This is a genomic window from Bacillus sp. EB V-12, assembly GCF_056158125.1.
This window is the reverse complement of sequence record NZ_JBUXJL010000019.1, coordinates 31,914-49,944: the sequence shown is the minus strand read 5'-3', so window position 1 is coordinate 49,944 and position 18,031 is coordinate 31,914. Positions and strand designations below refer to the sequence as shown.

At 31.6% G+C, this 18,031-nt stretch carries 16 protein-coding genes and 1 pseudogene; 2 read left to right on the top strand and 15 right to left on the bottom strand.

The genetic code is table 11. The features are described 5' to 3' along the window. Positions 1–164: 164 nt before the first annotated feature. The 8 genes from ACZDYH_RS28490 to ACZDYH_RS28455 form a co-directional block, all read right to left on the bottom strand. Positions 165–515, bottom strand: coding sequence for a PrgI family protein (locus tag ACZDYH_RS28490; RefSeq protein ID WP_001233532.1), 351 nt, complete (start codon positions 513–515; stop codon positions 165–167). Between the two features lie 66 nt (positions 516–581). After that, entirely contained in the window at positions 582–917 is a 336-nt protein-coding gene (locus ACZDYH_RS28485) for a hypothetical protein (protein WP_000935868.1), read from the bottom strand. A gap of 200 nt (positions 918–1,117) precedes the next feature. After that, on the bottom strand, positions 1,118–1,303 hold the full coding sequence (locus ACZDYH_RS28480) for a hypothetical protein (RefSeq protein ID WP_050822506.1): 186 nt from the start codon (positions 1,301–1,303) through the stop codon (positions 1,118–1,120). A gap of 462 nt (positions 1,304–1,765) precedes the next feature. Beyond that, the gene (locus tag ACZDYH_RS28475; RefSeq protein WP_333724845.1) at positions 1,766–1,930 is read right to left on the bottom strand and encodes a hypothetical protein; all 165 of its coding nucleotides are present in this window, start codon (positions 1,928–1,930) and stop codon (positions 1,766–1,768) included. Positions 1,931–2,116: 186 nt separating this feature from the next. Then, a complete protein-coding gene (locus ACZDYH_RS28470; RefSeq protein WP_474887767.1) occupies positions 2,117–3,028 on the bottom strand; it encodes an Rpn family recombination-promoting nuclease/putative transposase in 912 nt (303 codons plus the stop codon). A gap of 111 nt (positions 3,029–3,139) precedes the next feature. Then, complete coding sequence (locus ACZDYH_RS28465; protein ID WP_474887765.1) at positions 3,140–4,453, bottom strand: DUF3854 domain-containing protein; 1,314 nt, start codon at positions 4,451–4,453, stop codon at positions 3,140–3,142. A gap of 192 nt (positions 4,454–4,645) precedes the next feature. Further along, positions 4,646–5,197 (bottom strand): hypothetical protein, encoded by a 552-nt coding sequence (locus ACZDYH_RS28460; RefSeq protein WP_474887763.1) that lies wholly within the window; start codon positions 5,195–5,197, stop codon positions 4,646–4,648. Positions 5,198–5,250: 53 nt separating this feature from the next. Continuing rightward, positions 5,251–5,961, bottom strand: a complete 711-nt coding sequence (locus tag ACZDYH_RS28455) for a hypothetical protein (RefSeq protein WP_017762542.1) — start codon at positions 5,959–5,961, stop codon at positions 5,251–5,253. A gap of 435 nt (positions 5,962–6,396) precedes the next feature. Between ACZDYH_RS28455 and ACZDYH_RS28450 the strand changes: the two genes are divergently transcribed. Together ACZDYH_RS28450 and ACZDYH_RS28445 are read left to right on the top strand one after the other, a co-directional pair. Then, entirely contained in the window at positions 6,397–7,242 is an 846-nt protein-coding gene (locus tag ACZDYH_RS28450; RefSeq protein WP_474887761.1) for an abortive infection system antitoxin AbiGi family protein, read from the top strand. A 1-nt stretch (position 7,243) separates the two neighbouring features. Next, entirely contained in the window at positions 7,244–8,458 is a 1,215-nt protein-coding gene (locus tag ACZDYH_RS28445; RefSeq protein ID WP_474887759.1) for an abortive infection system toxin AbiGii family protein, read from the top strand. Between the two features lie 119 nt (positions 8,459–8,577). On the opposite strand, the gene ACZDYH_RS28440 is transcribed toward ACZDYH_RS28445, so the two are convergent. The 7 genes and pseudogenes from ACZDYH_RS28440 to ACZDYH_RS28410 form a co-directional block, all read right to left on the bottom strand. Then, positions 8,578–9,066: a hypothetical protein gene (locus tag ACZDYH_RS28440; protein ID WP_474887757.1), complete on the bottom strand. Its 489-nt coding sequence runs from the start codon at positions 9,064–9,066 to the stop codon at positions 8,578–8,580. A gap of 710 nt (positions 9,067–9,776) precedes the next feature. Next, a complete protein-coding gene (locus ACZDYH_RS28435; protein ID WP_474887755.1) occupies positions 9,777–12,737 on the bottom strand; it encodes an SIR2 family protein in 2,961 nt (986 codons plus the stop codon). A gap of 730 nt (positions 12,738–13,467) precedes the next feature. Continuing rightward, positions 13,468–13,629 (bottom strand): hypothetical protein, encoded by a 162-nt coding sequence (locus ACZDYH_RS28430; protein WP_176522195.1) that lies wholly within the window; start codon positions 13,627–13,629, stop codon positions 13,468–13,470. Between the two features lie 116 nt (positions 13,630–13,745). Continuing rightward, positions 13,746–14,369, bottom strand: coding sequence for a hypothetical protein (locus tag ACZDYH_RS28425; RefSeq protein ID WP_474887753.1), 624 nt, complete (start codon positions 14,367–14,369; stop codon positions 13,746–13,748). Then, the gene (locus ACZDYH_RS28420; protein WP_474887751.1) at positions 14,366–14,911 is read right to left on the bottom strand and encodes a hypothetical protein; all 546 of its coding nucleotides are present in this window, start codon (positions 14,909–14,911) and stop codon (positions 14,366–14,368) included. Before ACZDYH_RS28420 ends, ACZDYH_RS28425 begins: the two co-directional genes overlap by 4 nt. Before the next feature lie 35 nt (positions 14,912–14,946). Beyond that, entirely contained in the window at positions 14,947–16,872 is a 1,926-nt protein-coding gene (locus ACZDYH_RS28415) for a WxL domain-containing protein (protein WP_474887749.1), read from the bottom strand. 31 nt (positions 16,873–16,903) lie between these two features. Then, a pseudogene (locus tag ACZDYH_RS28410) lies at positions 16,904–17,989 on the bottom strand (DUF916 domain-containing protein). Between the last annotated feature and the right edge of the window lie 42 nt (positions 17,990–18,031).

The following is an 18,031-nucleotide window of genomic DNA, read 5'->3' as shown; positions in this document are numbered from 1 at the left end:
GTATTTTTTTTATTTTTCTTTCCAGCTTTTTCAGTAGTGTGTTTCTCTACTCCACCTTGCTTTTTCCCTTTTTTCTTAGAACCAAACAGCGGTTTTCCATTCATTTTTCGATAAAAGAAAAATCCTACAATGGCTATCGCTGCAAAATATATCATTTCTAACATTTATAAGTTCTCCTTTGCCCATGTAGTTGGCTCGTACCCTTTTCTCCACTTACCTTTTTCAGAGCGGCTACGCATTTTGATAAGTAGATACTTATCTAGATACATGTGTTGTTTTTCTTTATATATAAACGCAAATGTTATAACACCTATTACCGTTGGTAGTGCTAAAATTAAGCAAATAAAAAATGCTACTACTGCATCAATAGGTGCGAATAGTCGCCATAAAAATGGTACATATAAATAAAGGGATGCTCCGCCACCCAATAGATAAATCAATTGGCGCTTGCTCAGCACACCTAGTAGTGTTTTTTGTTCCGAAGTCATATCAACAGGAACAGTTACTTTTCTCATTCTTTTTCCTCCCTTGTATAAGAGAAGCTCTCCCCAAATCGAGGAGAGCTTGTACAAACTCTTATGTTAGATTGTTGTCACCCAAGCAGCGATATCGTAAGCTTTGATCATGACAAAGCCTCCAATTGCCGCACAAGCTAAACCAATCATAGCTTGTGTACGGTTTTCAGGGTTCTTCCCTTGTGCTCCAGATAGTTTAATAGCTGCAAATACAACGCAAGCTGCCACCCAAATTCCCCCAAAACCAATTAAGGTTTTCACCAAAGTGTTCATGCTTTTTTGAACGGTTTCAGCATTACCGCCACCACCATTACCACCAAGCCCTTTCGAAAAACTATTTTTTGCCAGTAAGAAATCTCCTACTGATGTTGTCATAAGTTTTGCAGACAACCAATTCAACATAATTCCTGCACCTCCGGATGTTTTTGCTCGCTAAACGCAAAAAGACCTCAATACACGCACACGTCCCCTAAGGACATGGCGCATATTGAGGTCTTCTCTTATATGCGAACTGATTAATTTTATATTTCATTGTAAAATCTTATTACGTTTATATTATATCAATACGATTTTAAAAATACAACCCCTTATTTACACATTCATTACTTTTTATCCACTTTATTTGGATCGTACCATACCATTTGAATTTGAAAAATATCACTGTCCGTAAGACCTAAAACATTCATTTCCTCTTTCAATGAGCGCGATGGTTTTATTTTTATTGATTTTGTACTTTTGTCTCTCAGTGTATACACATGTACATAATAACCTTCTTTTTTCTTTTGCATATTAACATACCTCTAACGACTTTATCTTTTTCCGACAGAAGACTCCTTCCTCAAAAGCGTGAAGGTGTGAAACACCAATTTTAGGTGGGAGATGAATGTCGGTTGGCATAAGCCAACATGTTTGCTACCATATACTTGTACAGATTGCTCTTTGAAAACTGAAGATATGGGGTTGGTTGCAGAAAAACGTTGCAACCGTAAAATCTTCAGCGTTCTTTCGACCCACGTTTGCTGAAGTTGCGAAAACCAAGCTAAAGTAGGAAGCGTGGTGAGTCAACGTACAAGATACTTATGTTTTCACCGTAAGGACTACGGGCAGAGCCTGCTAAGATAACCGGTGGATACATCGGTGTTCACAGGAATCTCACACTTCAAACAGTCCGTAAGGACGTTAAGTGGTGAGTAGTTCAATTGTAATATTACACCCCTTAAGTATGTAAAAATTACACAGTAAGTATATAATTATTCTTTCTCTTCGAAAAATGAATCTAATTCAACCGAAACAACTTCTATTTTTTTCGCTTTTCTTAATGCTGCCTCTATAGGGTTAATTATTATTTCACTACTATTTAAAATAGATTGCAACGCATCGTATATTTCATGTAGCGTATCTCTGGTTACCTTCATATTAATTTCCTCTTCCTTCGCATATATTCTCTTAATTTCATTATAACTTAATAAATTTCGTTATAAATTAGAGGGAATCCTAAAGCAAGAAAAAATATAGTTGTAATCACAAAATGGGCATCAATCAAAAATAAAAAAACAGGTAATTGTTTGTAATCACAATTACCTGTTTTATATCATTTATATTTACTCTTTATTTTTTAGAATTTCATTAACCTCTTCCACACTTAATTCAGTGGCTTTCGCTACTTTCTCTATAGGTACACCGACATTAATTAAATTGTGAATCATCTCTATCTTAGTTGCTATTCTAGCTTCTTTCGCTGCTTTTTCCGCGGCCTTTTCTTCTGCCGTCTCTATTTCTGATATTCTATCTTTTATTGCCTTTTCTCTCGCTTCATATAAGCGTAAAAAGTCTTTATCACTACTTAAACGCTCCCAATCCTCTATTGCTTTTTTCAAAACTGGATCTTTTTCCATCGCGATTCCCTCCAGGATTGTAGTTAATTTCTCATCTTCATAAGCAGGAAATAATAATAGCCAACGTGCTAATATATCCTCCCATGGATCCATTCGATCTTCTTGCCATTCTCGAATTACTTTTGGAATCTCAAGAAAGTGCAATTGCATATTCTCTGAAATTATGTGTTTCGATTTTTTGTTCATGACTACACCGACATTATGAAAGTCTTCTTCTCCTGGAAACAGAATGAAATCCACTATATTAATACAAATAGTTGGTCTTAATTCTGTATACTTCATCCCCTGAGTCATTTGAGAATAATACATGCCAGCCCAGTAGAACAAAGATCGCTCGATCATGTCTTTTTTGTCGCGAACCTGTATCTCTATATTTAATTTTATACCACTATTAAGGGTAGCTCGCAAATCTAAAATAGACAATTTATCATCCTTTTGTTCCCTTGGAAGATGCGGATCATCTAAATGCAAAGAAATAATTTCCTCATCTAAAGAGGATTTTAATACCGCATTAAGAAAACCAATGAGTATCTCCTCATTTCCTTCTACTCCAAACAAGCGCTTAAAAGCAAAATCAACTCGTAAATTCACTAGATTTTTTTTCATAGATGTATTCATATTCTCTTCTACCCTTCTTTTAGTTAATTGGATATAAGAAAAAGATAGAATTAAAAACTCTATCTTTTTCAATCTACCTATTTATAAAAATATCAACCTACTTTATAACTTTCACAGTCTCTGAAATACAGGTTTAAATCCCGCTTGCATTGTATCATCCAGCCCCTTACCTTGCGTTGGGTTCCATGCAGCTATGATTACGTTATAGCCCACTCGCTTTAACTCTGTCGCAAAGTCTATAAGAGCTTTCCTTACTTTTTGATTCTCTACTAAATCGGCATCAAACGCTAAATAGACATTTTCTATACCCATATCCTTTAATACAGGCATAGCAATTCGCCAAGCATTTACACCAGGAATCGCAAGAACCGTTGTTCCTATTTCAGAAATCTCCTCTTTATTAAATCTCTCTGAAATCAAATCAGCAATCAAATCGGCTTTCATAGGTCCTTCTGTGATCATTACTGATTTCGTTTGATGCAATGTACCAGAATTCCAATGTTTTAAATGAGAACTTGGTACCCCTACATGTACAGGAAGTGGATTTTCACTACCACCTGCACCAGTCCCTTGATTTTTGTTTGCTGATGAGAGCCACAGGTATTTTTGCCCTTTATGGATCTTTACAACAATTTGTCCCTCTTGAAATGGAATCTCTACCTTTTTGCTTACTTCTAGTTCGCCTTCAAAGATACAATCACCATTTTTAGTTATCTTTACAACATTAGGCTGCTCGATTAATTCCGCTTGAACTCCAGGAGATGCCGATTTCACATGAACGGAGTTTTTCACTTCATCCACACGGACCTGCCATCCAACAATTTGATTGTACTGGTTTCGAAAAGGGATCAATATACCAGGAGATCCTGACATCAAACGAAGAGAAAGTTGACCCTTCCTCATCTCATAAAAGCCCGGAACCCCCTGCCAACAGTTTTTATTCCCCATCTGTTTAAATAGCTGTTCCCAAACAGTCGTATACGTATTATCCTTCTCTAACACAATTTGTTGTTTTAAGAAAGATCGATATTGACGTACTTGTATTTGTTCCTCGCTCATTTTTCTATCTCGTAATAAATGTGTATGATGATGCTCCTGCAATGGTATAAAATCCATTAACTTACGATTAAACACATCTAATTCTTCATTACTTTTCTTAGCATGAATCTGAACTTCATCCGCCTCAGGTAATTGATACTTATCTTTTCCATTTATGTAATGAATGTAGCTTGGATTACCCGTGTTTTTCCCATAAATCCATTTACTTTCTACACGTGTACATGCTACCTTCTCTTGCGAAACATGCAGCATGCAATTACCTGTATCATGACAAATCGGACACGTAACACGGTAAAATTCCCACCAGCTACCTTTTGGATAAGCACTCGTTAAACGAAATTGACCTTTTTGAATGTTATAATTCATTATTCCCCACTCCTTGTATACTGTTTATTATATATGGAACAGATACTTCCATTAAACTTTTTATACTTCTATTTAGATATTCTTTTTGTTCATCAATAAAATAAAAAGACAGAAATTCATAGTCGTTTTTAACTACGGATTTCTGTCATTCCCTCTGTCTGTACACTTTCACATGTTTTTGCAAATTACTCATTAAGATACACTCACGCCTGTTAAAGAAAATAGATCTTCTTTTGTCGGATTTAGCGCCTGTAACCAGCTATCTACATTTAGAAAGTTTACTTTTTTTAATTCTTCACCTTTTTCTGCACGCTTAACCACTTCTAACACTCCATTATGATGCACAATCATAGCTAGATCATCCTTCTTAAAAAGACAATCCACATCTGCAGGCTTTACATAATGGCTGTGTAGAATCGGTTTCCATTTCTTAAGGGAATACCCTTCTATTTCTAGGAAACCGCGGATTGCAGTAAAGCGATAACTTGTCCCTCTAAAGCATCGCTCCAATAAAAAAAGGAAATCTCGTATACATCCATTGAAATAGACATGATACAAATTGATTTCCCCTGCTTGTTTCGCTGCTCGCTGTGACAAGTTTGATGGTTTAATGGAAAACTGATAACAATCTCGTTCCCAAAATGCTTCTTCCTTTGTAACTCTCATTCGTAATGCACGCAAATTTGGCATAAAATCATCTGGATGTGCAGAACAAAATATAGATACTTCATAACTCATTTTCATTTAATTTTCCTCCTGGTTATATATTTATTATTTTTCTACTTCACAACAATTGATCACTTTACACTTAGAATAGATAACTCAAAAATATGAAGAAAAAGTAATACTCGATAAAGCCACGGCAAATGTTTTTCTCCATAATACATGTAAAGTTCTTTCGTTTCCCTTCTATAAGCAAATTGAACACCTAAGTGTGTAGGAAGTTTTGATATGTCCTCCATTTCAATGTTTTGAATGATCTCAATAACGGTATGGGGGGACTCCTTTAATAATTTCTTCAATGGTTCAAGAGATATATTAAATAATCTACTACACTCCTTAGTACGCTCTTTGTTATATTTAATAATTCTGGCCAATTCTTCTACAGTCGGATCAAATAAAGGATTTGTAACCTCTACATACTCAGACATTACTGTTTCTAATGTACAATCCATTTTGTTAATAATATAAAGACCCCATTCCTTAAACGCATCTTCTAACGTACATGGATAGCCATACACCTCTAAACAGTACTTCCTTTCAAATGGAAAATAACAATCTTCTTCACAATCATGGTTTAAAATTGGTAAAAAAATCGTATTGTAATACTCATCAGAGTTGATGTGTAAGGCTGTCATTTTATCTGCAATATAATCTTCTGTATCATAGCTAATGCTAGAATCACGCTTTCGAATTGGTTGAGTAACTTCATTCCTCTGAAAAATTTTTATTATCTCGTCTAATGATAGTAATGGTTTATCTAGTGTAATTGCATGTTCGTATTTCATTATAATGATCCCCTTCCAAAGCAAAAAAAACACAAATCTTGTGTTTTTTCTCACAGTGTTTTTTATTTGTATACCTAAATCTAACTACCTTTTTACAAGTGATTCCTAACTTAAAAACAACACAAAAAGGGCTCCTTCAAGTCGATTAAAAATGTGCATAGCAAAATAAGCTATATACACTAATCGGCTCAAAGAAGCCCTTTCATAAATGAAACAAGACGCAACTTGCTTCTCTACAACTCAACCACAACACAATAAGGTGTGGGAATAAACGGAATCAATTAAACATTAAATATAATTCCATATTAATAAAACCTTTATTTATTTTCAAGTATTTATCCAATAACATTCAATAAATATAATTAATAGATTTCCAATAACCGACTATCGTATAATGGAAATATTGAACAAATAATTATGATGAGAGGAATTGAAATGATAGATACTAAGGAAGAATTGAAAGTCATTAAGTTAGATGAAGTACCTACCACCAGTAAACAAAATTCATTTACTCGTCCTATTCAAAGCGCAAATGTATTATTTAAGTTTATGGGAGAACTCCGTTTCCTAAAAGAAATTATTGAAAAAATGGCTATTCTTCCTCGCTATTATGAGGAGAAAATTGACTATTTGAATATAAATGGTGTTGATAAGATTGCATTTCCTATGAGTTGTTTCTGTGATATACATTTAAACAAACTGGTACCACATATGGAAAATTACGGTTATTACGGGATTGGTTTAAGTAAAGAGTGGGGAATACAAAAAGGAATTCAACCAATTCATTATATTAACCCATATTCTCCTCTAAGGGAGGATTTTAGTAATATATTTTCTGATACATTAAAACAATCACTAGAGGTAAGAGAAAAAAATAGTAGTTATAACAATTATTTGTTACATAATCTCTTTTATATGAAACCACTCGAGGGGGACATGATTGTTAACAGAGAATATCATACAAGAAATTTTCATGATGAAAGAGAGTGGAGGTTTATTCCTAATGTATTGGAAGCTGGGACAGACTTACCGCTAGTTCTAGATCCTGAACAAATGAACCCCAATAGCTATCAGGTATATTCAAATGGGATTACAAAGTGTTCAAATTTATGGTTAAATTTTGAGCTTGATGCAATTAAATATATTATTGTTAAGGATTCAAATGATAGAGCAGAATTAATTGAGTTTATAGTAGAAAACATGGATGAAATAAGTGATATACAAAAATACACACTTATTTCTAAAGTTTTAGCTTTTAATGAATTACAGGAGGACTGGTAATATGTTTGCTAATTTTGAAAATGCTTTTTTTAAAAAAAACAGAATCAATACAGGAATCCCTAGAGAAATCCTTGATTCTTTAAATGAAAAATTGCCCGAAGGTTTCAATTATAAGGATTTAGGAAACGGTGCCGTTGGGATTACTACTACAGATAGACCAATTACCTTCAAAGGTTTAAAAATCGAAATACCTAACGACTTACCTGAAAACTTCACCCCTTCTAACTTGCTGGAATTAATACAATTTATGTATCGAATCCAGCGTCCATTAAAAATAGAAACAAGTGAGGAAACACGGGTTCTTTTAAATAATAATGAGTTTAAACCTAACGAACTAATTTATTTCCCTTTTAGAGAAAATCAGTTAGTAGAAGATGGTCAATGGATGATACCACCTAATCCATTTCCCGCTCCTTTTAAATTAATATTAGAAGGTAATGGTATATCGAAGGAATTTCTTGTTCAAAGGCAACCATACCCTGATTTACAAAAAAGTTTATTTCAAAGTATTAACCAAGCTTCATTTGAAATCTCTTATATTATTGATGAAGTTGAACAACAACTTGAATTTAACTTTAAAATAGATTTGGACAGTATAAATTCAGTTGATGAAATACTTGAAAATTTAAAGTTATATCAGGCTTGTATAACTGGTGAAATTGAACTAAACGGAATTGCAATCAGTACTCAAAATATTTCAGGAGAGAAAAATGAAAATGAAATAAAATCTATAGAACAAACAATAAAAGTTTGGGAAAAAGTATTTTCACTACAAACAAAATTAAATGTACACTTCAAACCAAATTCTAAATTGGAGATAAATGATGTAATTTTAATTGAAGAATTATACCGGACTTTAATTGAGAATAGACCTTTTAAAGAATTTATAGTAATGGATGAAATCTCTTTTACTAACTATTCAGGGGCTAACATTAACGATCTATTAGAAACTGAAGGACTATCATTTCAATTTAGAGAATTAACGACTGTACAACTCTTTAATGTTACCTTAGAGTTACCAAGCATAGTTGGTTTCTTCCACCTTAAAGCTCACGACTTTATTAAAACCGAAAACAAACTAATTTTACGTGTCAAATCCATAGACACTAAGGGGATTTTCCGAAGTGTAATCTATTTCCCAAGTGAACAAGAAGCAAATTCATTTGAATTAGATTTAAATGAATTTTACCAAGCTGAGACTATATCAATCTTTTAAATGCATTATATATTCATTAATATGAAAAAAGAGAGGAGTAGGATACCCCCCTCTTTTTTTGTTTTTTATGCATTAAAATTTCTTTTTTTTGGTTTTAAAATCACTAAATATAATTTTGATTAACTAATTTCTCTAAATTCTTTTATTACATTCGGAATACCTGTGTTTAACTCTGCATCATCATATTCAATATGTAATTCCTTTTTTAGCTTATTGTATTCTTTTACTACAACAGTGACCAAATTGACAGTGACCTCGTGTGAAATGCTCCCTTCTGATGATGTATAATCTACAAAAGCATTAATTAGGTCGTCACTAGCGTAACCAGAATTATCTAATATGAACTTTTCCATATATTCTCGATTTAAGTATTTTTTATTAGGAGAGTTTCCTAATAAAATTCGATTCTGCGCAACCCCTAACTCTCTAACACAATTAATTCTAGACACCACTATAGTATACAAGGGGGCATATAAATTTTTTAACCGCTCCATTTTAAAATTTCTTTTTGCCTTTTTAGGCTCTATATATAAATGAATAATTAAAAAAGTAAGAACTGAAACTATTACTGAGATAAAAGCAGATATTATTTTTATATCGACACTCATTTTTACTCCTTATTAAAAAACAATATTTTCTTTTCCTGACAAAGCTGCCTTATAATTAGGGTATTTATACAATTTAATTTAAGTATTAAAACAATTTATATTCCTATATTAAACTGTTAAGCCATTATCTTTCCCCTTTTTTCTGTGCCAAAATTTAAGCAGCAAGACTTTTTATTAACTCTTATTTTGCAATACTTTTAATGCCTTAGAAACCAAATCTAGACTTGATAATATTCTTTTTCGGATAAAAAAAGCAGCATTAAAAGATATACTTATAAACTTATATTTTTCAAACCCTTCTTTTATTATTATTTTTTCTTATAATAATCGTTTTAATTTTATGAGTTCATCAGCCATGATAAAGCTTCTCCTTTGAACATTTTAACTATTTCCTCTTACAATACCTATTGATACACCTTCAAAATCTAAATATAAAAATAAGAAATATAAAGCGATTTATATCATTAAAAGTCAAGATATTAATTATAAATTTTTATGATTATTGAATTTGTATATTATGTGAGACATTATTAGAGATAAATTTAAAAGGATAGGTGAGCAATAGAAAGTATGCTCTATCTATCCTTTTTTTTGTATCATAAATAACCGCATTTTCTACAACTGTGCAGAGATAGTAAAGTTGTTTAATTTTGTTCTTAGAAATAAAAGAACCACCTGGCTTTCAAATCGACAGTTAGAGTTAAGGTTGTTTAAAATTTATCTTTATATATTTTTTTAAAAATATCATATTCTTTTTTACTTAATCGCTGCTCAAGTTTTTTATCAAACAATTTATGAACTTCAGCCTTAAATTTTTCATTTTCCATGAATCTATCGATTTCATTTTGATTCAAATAATATATATAATCTAATTTGCTCAGCTCGACATCTTCATCATAAAATATAAAGTCAAAATACTCACTTACCCCTCTAAATAAATGAATATATGATTTAATTTCTTCTTTACTTATAAAATTTCGTCTATATAAATTTACTATTATATCAATATTTCTTATTACTGGATCATGATTTGGTTTAAAATTATTATTTTCATAAAAAAGTTTCTTCTTTTTAGCATCTTCTAATATTAAACGATTTATATTTTCGTTAGAAGATACTAGATCATTCAAGGCAGATATAAAATAAAAATTTAATTCATAATAATTTATCTCTGTTTCTTTATTTTCAATATCCTTAATCAAAGAAATTATTAACTCTTTCAATTTAGATTTTATATCATTACTCATAGCAGTATGAATAGGTAAAAGTAAATCTATTAAAGTTCTATATACCTCATTATACTTCTGATTTATAGTTTCCATGTCTATTGATTCAAAATGCTTAAAAAGCACACTATCCTTTAAAATGAATTCTTTTTTATCATATTTTTTATAAATGCTAGCTAAATTTTCATATAAATTATCAGTATCATATTCTATTATTTTCGGATTATCATATGATACCTCTAAATACCTTTCTAAGAATTTTATAACTACGTCTTGATCTATTAAATTTTTCTTCGCTATAGACACTATATAACTATTCAAATACTTCATTTCATTTAGATATGTATTTTTACATATCAATCCTAAAAGTTTTAAGGCTATTTGATTCGCAACATTTTTTTCTAAATCTACTTTAGATAACAACACCAATAAATTAAACAAATAATGTTCTTTCTTATCTCTAATTTCTTCTTTGTAAAAATTCGGGACGAATTTATCTACAACTTTAATAATATATTCTACAGCATCATTGTTAAGTGAAATATTTTTAATATCATAATCATACAGTAGATTTTCAAAATCCTTTGTTTTTAACTTTGTAATTATTACATATACACTAAAAATATCTAGCTGCTCTATTTTATTTATTGCTACATTACTAAATCCTTTTGAACTATTTTCAGTTTGAGTACTATAGCTCGCAAATACTCCCTCTATAAAGTCCAAGTATAACGCCTCTACTTCTAAATATTTATCTAAGCATAAATAATTGATTTTTATAAACATCCAAATATCACTGATTATATTAAAATTCTTTTGGAGTGAACTGTTAAATGCCATTCCGCCTTTTTCAATAGTACGCTTTGTTTTCTGAAGTGTTTTTACTTCTCTTCTTAATTTATTTTGAATTTTATAAATCAGATTAAAATCTTGCAACTCTTTTATAAATTCAAGACTTTTTCTTTCTTTAAAGGGCAAATTATTATAGATTTCCTCTAAATTTATCTGTTCTATATCTTTTTTTACTTCATCATCAATTTTATCAAACGAATTAGACATAAAATAACCTACATGTTTCCTGTTGAATTCAGAAATATAGTAAACTAAGTACTCTTTATCATTAAACGCATTTCTAGAAATAGTTTTATAATAGTTATATGCATCATAGTATCTATCATTTTCGTAATCCCGATAAGCTTGCTTTAACATAGAAAAGTAATTGTTTTCTCTAAGTTCTAGCTCTTTTTCACCTATCAAGCTATCATTCTCTATAATTGATTTTTGAGCACTTAATATATACTCATTTCCTCCATCTAATTGATAAATTACACTTCTATCGCTAGATACTCCATATACATTTGCCTTTTTTAACAGGTTACATATTTTTAAAAATAACTTATTATTTTTATATGCTTCAGCATTATTAAATACATCTAATAATACATTTTTATCTTCTAAGCTACATATATTTCTGTCTCCATATAAATCGTATCCTACTGATTTTAATTTGAGATTTTTGACTACTTGTGCTGGCATAACAAAATTTAAATTCTCAAAGCAACTTAGTTTCGTATAAATTTCTTCTACTCCAGTTAAGTCATTCACTTTATTAAAACTATTAAAGTAATTTAAAATATCAAATAGTTTATTGCCTCTCCAGTTATCTTTTTCAAATATATTATTCACTTCTATATCAGAAGATATCCCATCGCAGTATAAGATATTTATTCCTCTATTTTTATAATATTCATATTCCATCCTAGAGTAACTATTACTAGCTTCTATTAAATATGCCGGCTGAAAATGGTTTTTAAGAATATTTTTAACCCATTGGAAAATTAAATTAAAGTTAGGATCACTTACGGAATATCCAATAAATAGTACTGTATTTGTAGCAATCAAAGATTTTAAATAATTCTCAATTAAAGCGAAATTAGAAGAATAGTTTAAGTAATCATCTTCTTTTAAAACAATATTTCCATTTTCAAAATCTCCGTGCATTTTCAATATAGTTTTATTTAAATTATTGTAAGGTAAGTCTAATTCTTGCCTTACTACATGATAAAACTGACCATTTTCTAATGCAGCTTCTTCTAATAACGTATCGTAATTCGTAGTAACAATATGCGTTGGTTTAAGTTTAAAAATCTCATTATGAATTGGATTAGGTTTATATTTTTTCGTCAAAAAAATCTCATTTAACTTTTCAAAATACTCTTTTTCCCCTCTTTCATTAAAATAATATTGCGCTATTTTAAGGTACATATCTGAAGAGTTCTCTATCTTAAATTCTCCGAGTTCTCTTGCTAATTCATTTATTAATTCTCCCCATGTAGGAACACCTGAATTAGCTGATACACCCGCTCCAACAAAAACAACTAGCTTATTATTGTTACTAGCCTCTTTTATTTTTTTTATACTAGTTTCTATAAACCTATCTCTCATGACTTACTTCTCCCTTTGTTAAAAGTAATAATGAAAACTAAATAAGTTATCTCTAAATAAAAAATTATTCGTTCATTTATATTAATTATAAGTGAACAGTTATTGAACTTCCATATTTAAACAACTTTATTATTCGTTAACATCAACATTTTCAGATTTTATCTCAACATATTGTGGTATCTTTTCTTAAGCTAGAGTGCCCGATTGCTAAACTGTTCAATTTGAAAAATGTTTTAAACTATGTAGAAAATATACATTTTTTCTAATGGAAATGAGGGAGAGAAAGTGATGAAAATTGGAACACGAGCAATGTTCTTGTTCCAAAACTAGGAGGCTTCACCTTTATTGATTTCAGTCTATTTGGGTATGGATATCACTTGTCCCACAGGCAAAAATAAAAACATTCTTCTACACATTCGGATTCATCATAATGAAATTCTAATGGGAATACACAGTTCGTTGTTTTAACCTGCTCACACGCCTTCAAAAATACTTGTCGCAGTCGATTTAATTGATTCCAACGAAAATGGTTTGTCGTAACAAGTCTAGCCTTTGTTGTACATTCTTTTCTAATTTATTGGAATAATGTATAATTAAAGTGTCCTACACGAGATATCGAGTCATATCTCATCGTCATTTTAAAGGATCTCCATTTTTATATGGAGGTCTCTTTTTAACGAAATGAAACTACTAATTTGACATAATAGAAAATGAGCTTGATCCCCCTCTATTAATATCCTCCCACCTTAATTAATAACATAGTCATAAACATACTAAACAATAGGCTTTTTAAATACTTATTTTCATCTTTTGCTACAAAAAGAGCTAAACAGCAGAATAATGCCCATCCTAACCAAAATAGCATTCCAAAAATCATTGGTAAATTAGTCAATTAAATCTACTCCTTCGAATGTTTTATCTATTACACTGTTTAATATATTCATTTTCCCTTCATATTTTAAGAACTAAATAAAAAAAGACAGAAGTTTTACATTCTGTCTTTTCTATTTACCTTAAAGTAATCCATTCATAGCTAGCCCACTCTTTCGGTTTTTTATCGTACTTAATACGACCAGTCGTACAGAATGAAGCAATCATCCATTGAATGAGGTTCATCTTGGCATATGGATCAATACAATCGTCTATTTTTTTCAATTGATAGCCTGTGCTATTTTTCTGCCAAATTGCATACAAACGAAAATGTGTTGTCGTAACAAGTCTAGCTTTTGTGGTAACTTGCCATTTTGCAATTTTCGTTAGATCCTCTTTGACCTTTCTATCATACTCTTGTTTTATGACTTTATAACTCTTATCTTTATTAATTAATCCATTAGAGAATCCAAAAGGCATTTGATGCACCTCATAGACGGTTCCTTCTTCATCCCCTAAAATATTTGATTCTACTAGAAATATATTCTTTAGTTTTAACTGTTCCGTTAATTCTTTTCCGCTCCGATAAAAAGGTTTTTTCATCTTCTGAAGCAGAACAACTTGTACAATTAATCCGATAAGTAACGGATACGCTAGTATAAACACCATATGAATAAACATATTTGCAATAAGTACCCCTACTAGTGCGAATATCGTGAAATAAATATATGTTTCTCTTTGATGAATGATTCTACTATTCAAGCTAACATGCCTCCGTTTTGATAGATAGTGAACGCAACATACACAATTGCTCCTAATAAAATAGAACAAGCCCCTGGAAAGCTTTGTATCAGCTTGATTTCTTTTTTTGGTAGTTTTGCCCCAAATATAGAAGCAGCATGCTCCAATTGGTCTTTAATCGCTCCTACAAACCCTAAAATTTTAATTAATCGATACACACTAGCAATCCAAAAGAATAGTAAATGGAAAGCTGTTAATGTAATGGCTGTAAGCATAGCCGATTCTTCTACTACATTGCTAACATATAAGGCTACCACCACAAGCATTTTGGTATCACCAGGTGAAGAAAATTTAAATGTCTCTAGCAATAAACCACACGCTAAGGCCATGACTAGTACAATTGCAATCTCTTTCCCTGCTCTTATTCCGGCAAAATACGTGATTCCTATACCAACAATTAAGAATAATAGATGCCATATATTTTTCGTTTTTCTATATTTCAAATCAGTAAATACATTCAAGGTCATATATCCTATTAGTATTCCTATTACATATATACTCATAATTTTTCTCCTTATTTTCCGGTTTTAATGGATTATTACGGTCCACTCACTACAGACCAAGTGACCGTAGATGTATAAGTGGCTTGCCTATCCTTCCCTACATAAGTTGTCCCTGGATCTAACTGCAGTTGTAATCCATTTTGTCCAAAATCGACTTGATATTCTCCAATTGCTACATCTTTCGAAGCCCGGATAATAGTGTGTGCTGCCCCATTATCAATAGGTGTATTTGGGATCTGTACAATAGGTTTCCCTGTCTCTGGACCTTTTACTTTTGTTACACTCACTTGATTTTTTAAGGATAGAGAACCCTTTGGCAATTGTTTTGCTATGTTCGACTCTGTAAATTGCGAAATAGTCATATTCAATCTCCATCCATCAGCTTGATTTCGACTATCATGTATAGTGAGTTTATCTAATGTGCCAAATGAATTTTGTTTTTCTCCATTTAATTGAATCGGGCTGAACTCTACACTTTTTGGCACAGTGAGCATGTCTACCTGTCCTTTTTTTGTGGTCAAAATATGCTTTGTCGCACTTTTATTTCCAGCTTTATCTACCGTTCGGATATGTACATATTGTGGTTTTGCATAATTAGTCAGAAACTGAATGCTAGTCTGATTTGTAAACTGAACACCACTTACTTTATCAAGTGATGTGTCGGATTTATCATTCACTACATATTCATATCCCTTTACGCCACTTGTTACAGTTGCAGGAATTTCCTTAGAAAAGTCCGAGACGCCATTCCTACCAACTCCACGAATTTTATAATGATAGGTACTCCCCTCATCTTTCGCAGGTGCAAACGTTACTTTAGTTTCTTTCAGTTCTCTATTTTCAATTTGAAAGCTTTCTGGTGTTGTTGGTACTGCTTGATCTTTTGCTTCTTTATCTACATAGTCAGAGAGTCTGCCCTTATATATTTGCTGATTCCCCCTATATACTTCTGCTTCTGATGCATACCCCACTTTTAACTCATCCACATAGGTAATCCCTTCTGAATAGGCAAGCATATAAAAAGTTACGCCTCGTTGCTCAGTAATATAAAACGGATTATTTGCAACTTGAGTATTCATACTAAATGTAGACCATCCATTTATGTCTTTGTTCGTATCATTCTTTGTGACTGTACGATTATTCGGTAATTGGATAGGCGCTGCCCATTTTCTTGTTTTTAGTCGATCCCCTTGTTTCATTGGAGTCACAATAGGACTATTTAATATTAACTTGCCATTTCCAGAACCATCCTGGTAAGGTATCACCTTATCTATCATGGGAGAATCTTGATACACATCTTTGTTTATATCCGAAGTTATATGTCTTCTATCCCTTGGTATGTTGGTACCGGGTTCCCTCTCTGGAAACAAAGAGATATTATTAATTTCTAATTCTTTTGAACCGCTTGGAACATCCTTTAAAACAGTAGCGTTATAATAATCAAATTCTCTCCCTGTTTCCCAGCTTCCGTCACCATAGAAACTAATTCTCCCTAATCCTTGTGACTTTGCTTTAAATGTTGCTGAAATATAAGCATTATTTGGTACGTTTAATCGCTTAAAAACAGCAATGGAACTCTCTCTTACTGTATAAGGATATAAGACTCGATTACCTCCCGATTTTGTATCAAATACTTTGTATCCGCTAGTATCGGTGCCACCTGGATAAAAGACTTCAGTTTGTAAACTTTGATTCCCATTCCCGTAAAATTCCCCCCAACCACTCATCAAATTGACTTCTTTCGGGTTATTAAAATCAATTTTCCATAATACATCCTGCTCTAAGATATCAATCGCCCATTCTAGCTTCACTTCATTTTCTTTTCCATTTGCAGTGAGGGTTGGAATACCATTTTGCTGTTTTACTACTTGATCAGCCAATATAGAGTTATCTTTTAAATCAATAAATAAGCACGATATACTTAAAAGTATGATTGAAGTAAGAACCTTCCCCCATTTCACTGTTTTTCCCCCATTTCCATTTCTATACTATCTAAGATGCCTTCTTTTCCTCCTTCTGATTTGCATGTTTCTTTCTCCACCATACAAATACAAACATTGAAACGATTAATATAAAAACACCAGCCGCTATTATATATATTTGATTAGAATACCCAGGCAACACTTTTACTGCCCCTGTTTGTTCCGCATACTCTGTCACATTTGAAGCAGTTATACGTATCGGTTCTGTATATGTTTTGGATATACCATTCTCTTTTATTGTGACTTTTAGTGTATACTTTCCATCTTTGTATTCTTTCGCTTTCCATGGGATCGATAAGCCTACCTTGGATTTTGGCGCTACATTGAATGCTGAAATATTACCATGAAAGATAAATTTATCCTGGGATAAAACTTCATAGTAAACTGCTACATCCCTTACAATATTTGCATTTGTATTTTGAATAAGTGCATGGACTTGTGGTTGTGTTGGATAAGATTCAACAGTTGTGCCATTTAATTTAAGAGGTGTTTTATTAATTGAATTTTCAGTCTCTTAATTATTCAATTGTAACGCTACCGCATATTCAATGCGATTATGTACAGAGAAGTTCAATCCGTCTTTTTCAAGATTCTGTGCTTTTGTATCTTGCGCTAACTCAAATAATAATCCGCCCAAAAATACGCCATCTTGATTTGGTGTCGTTAAATGTACCTCAATCGTTTTCGTTTGATTCCCCTCTAAGGAAACAGCGTCAGGAGCTTGAACATACTGATCCATATAGAAATCTTTATCTATTAATATACTTTGTGAGACTTCACGATTTGGTACATACATAATACCACCGTTTGTAGAGGTGAGAGCGTTGGCAACTTTTACATTGACTCTGATTGGATTATTAGCTTTATTGTGTACATCCAATTTTACTGTTTGATTCTGTTTCTTTTTTACCTGTAAATTAAAATAATTTTTTATATCACCTAGTTGATTATCTGGGACATGAATGCTTACATCAAACGGTAAACTATCTTGTTTTTCTTCTGCATAAACAACTTTAAAAGGTTTTAGGCTTACACTTAAAATGAATATAATCGCGATCAAAATACTAATTAAAATTTTATATACATAGCTTTTCATTCTGCCCCTTCTTTCTATGTACAGAAGAGAATCATACATACG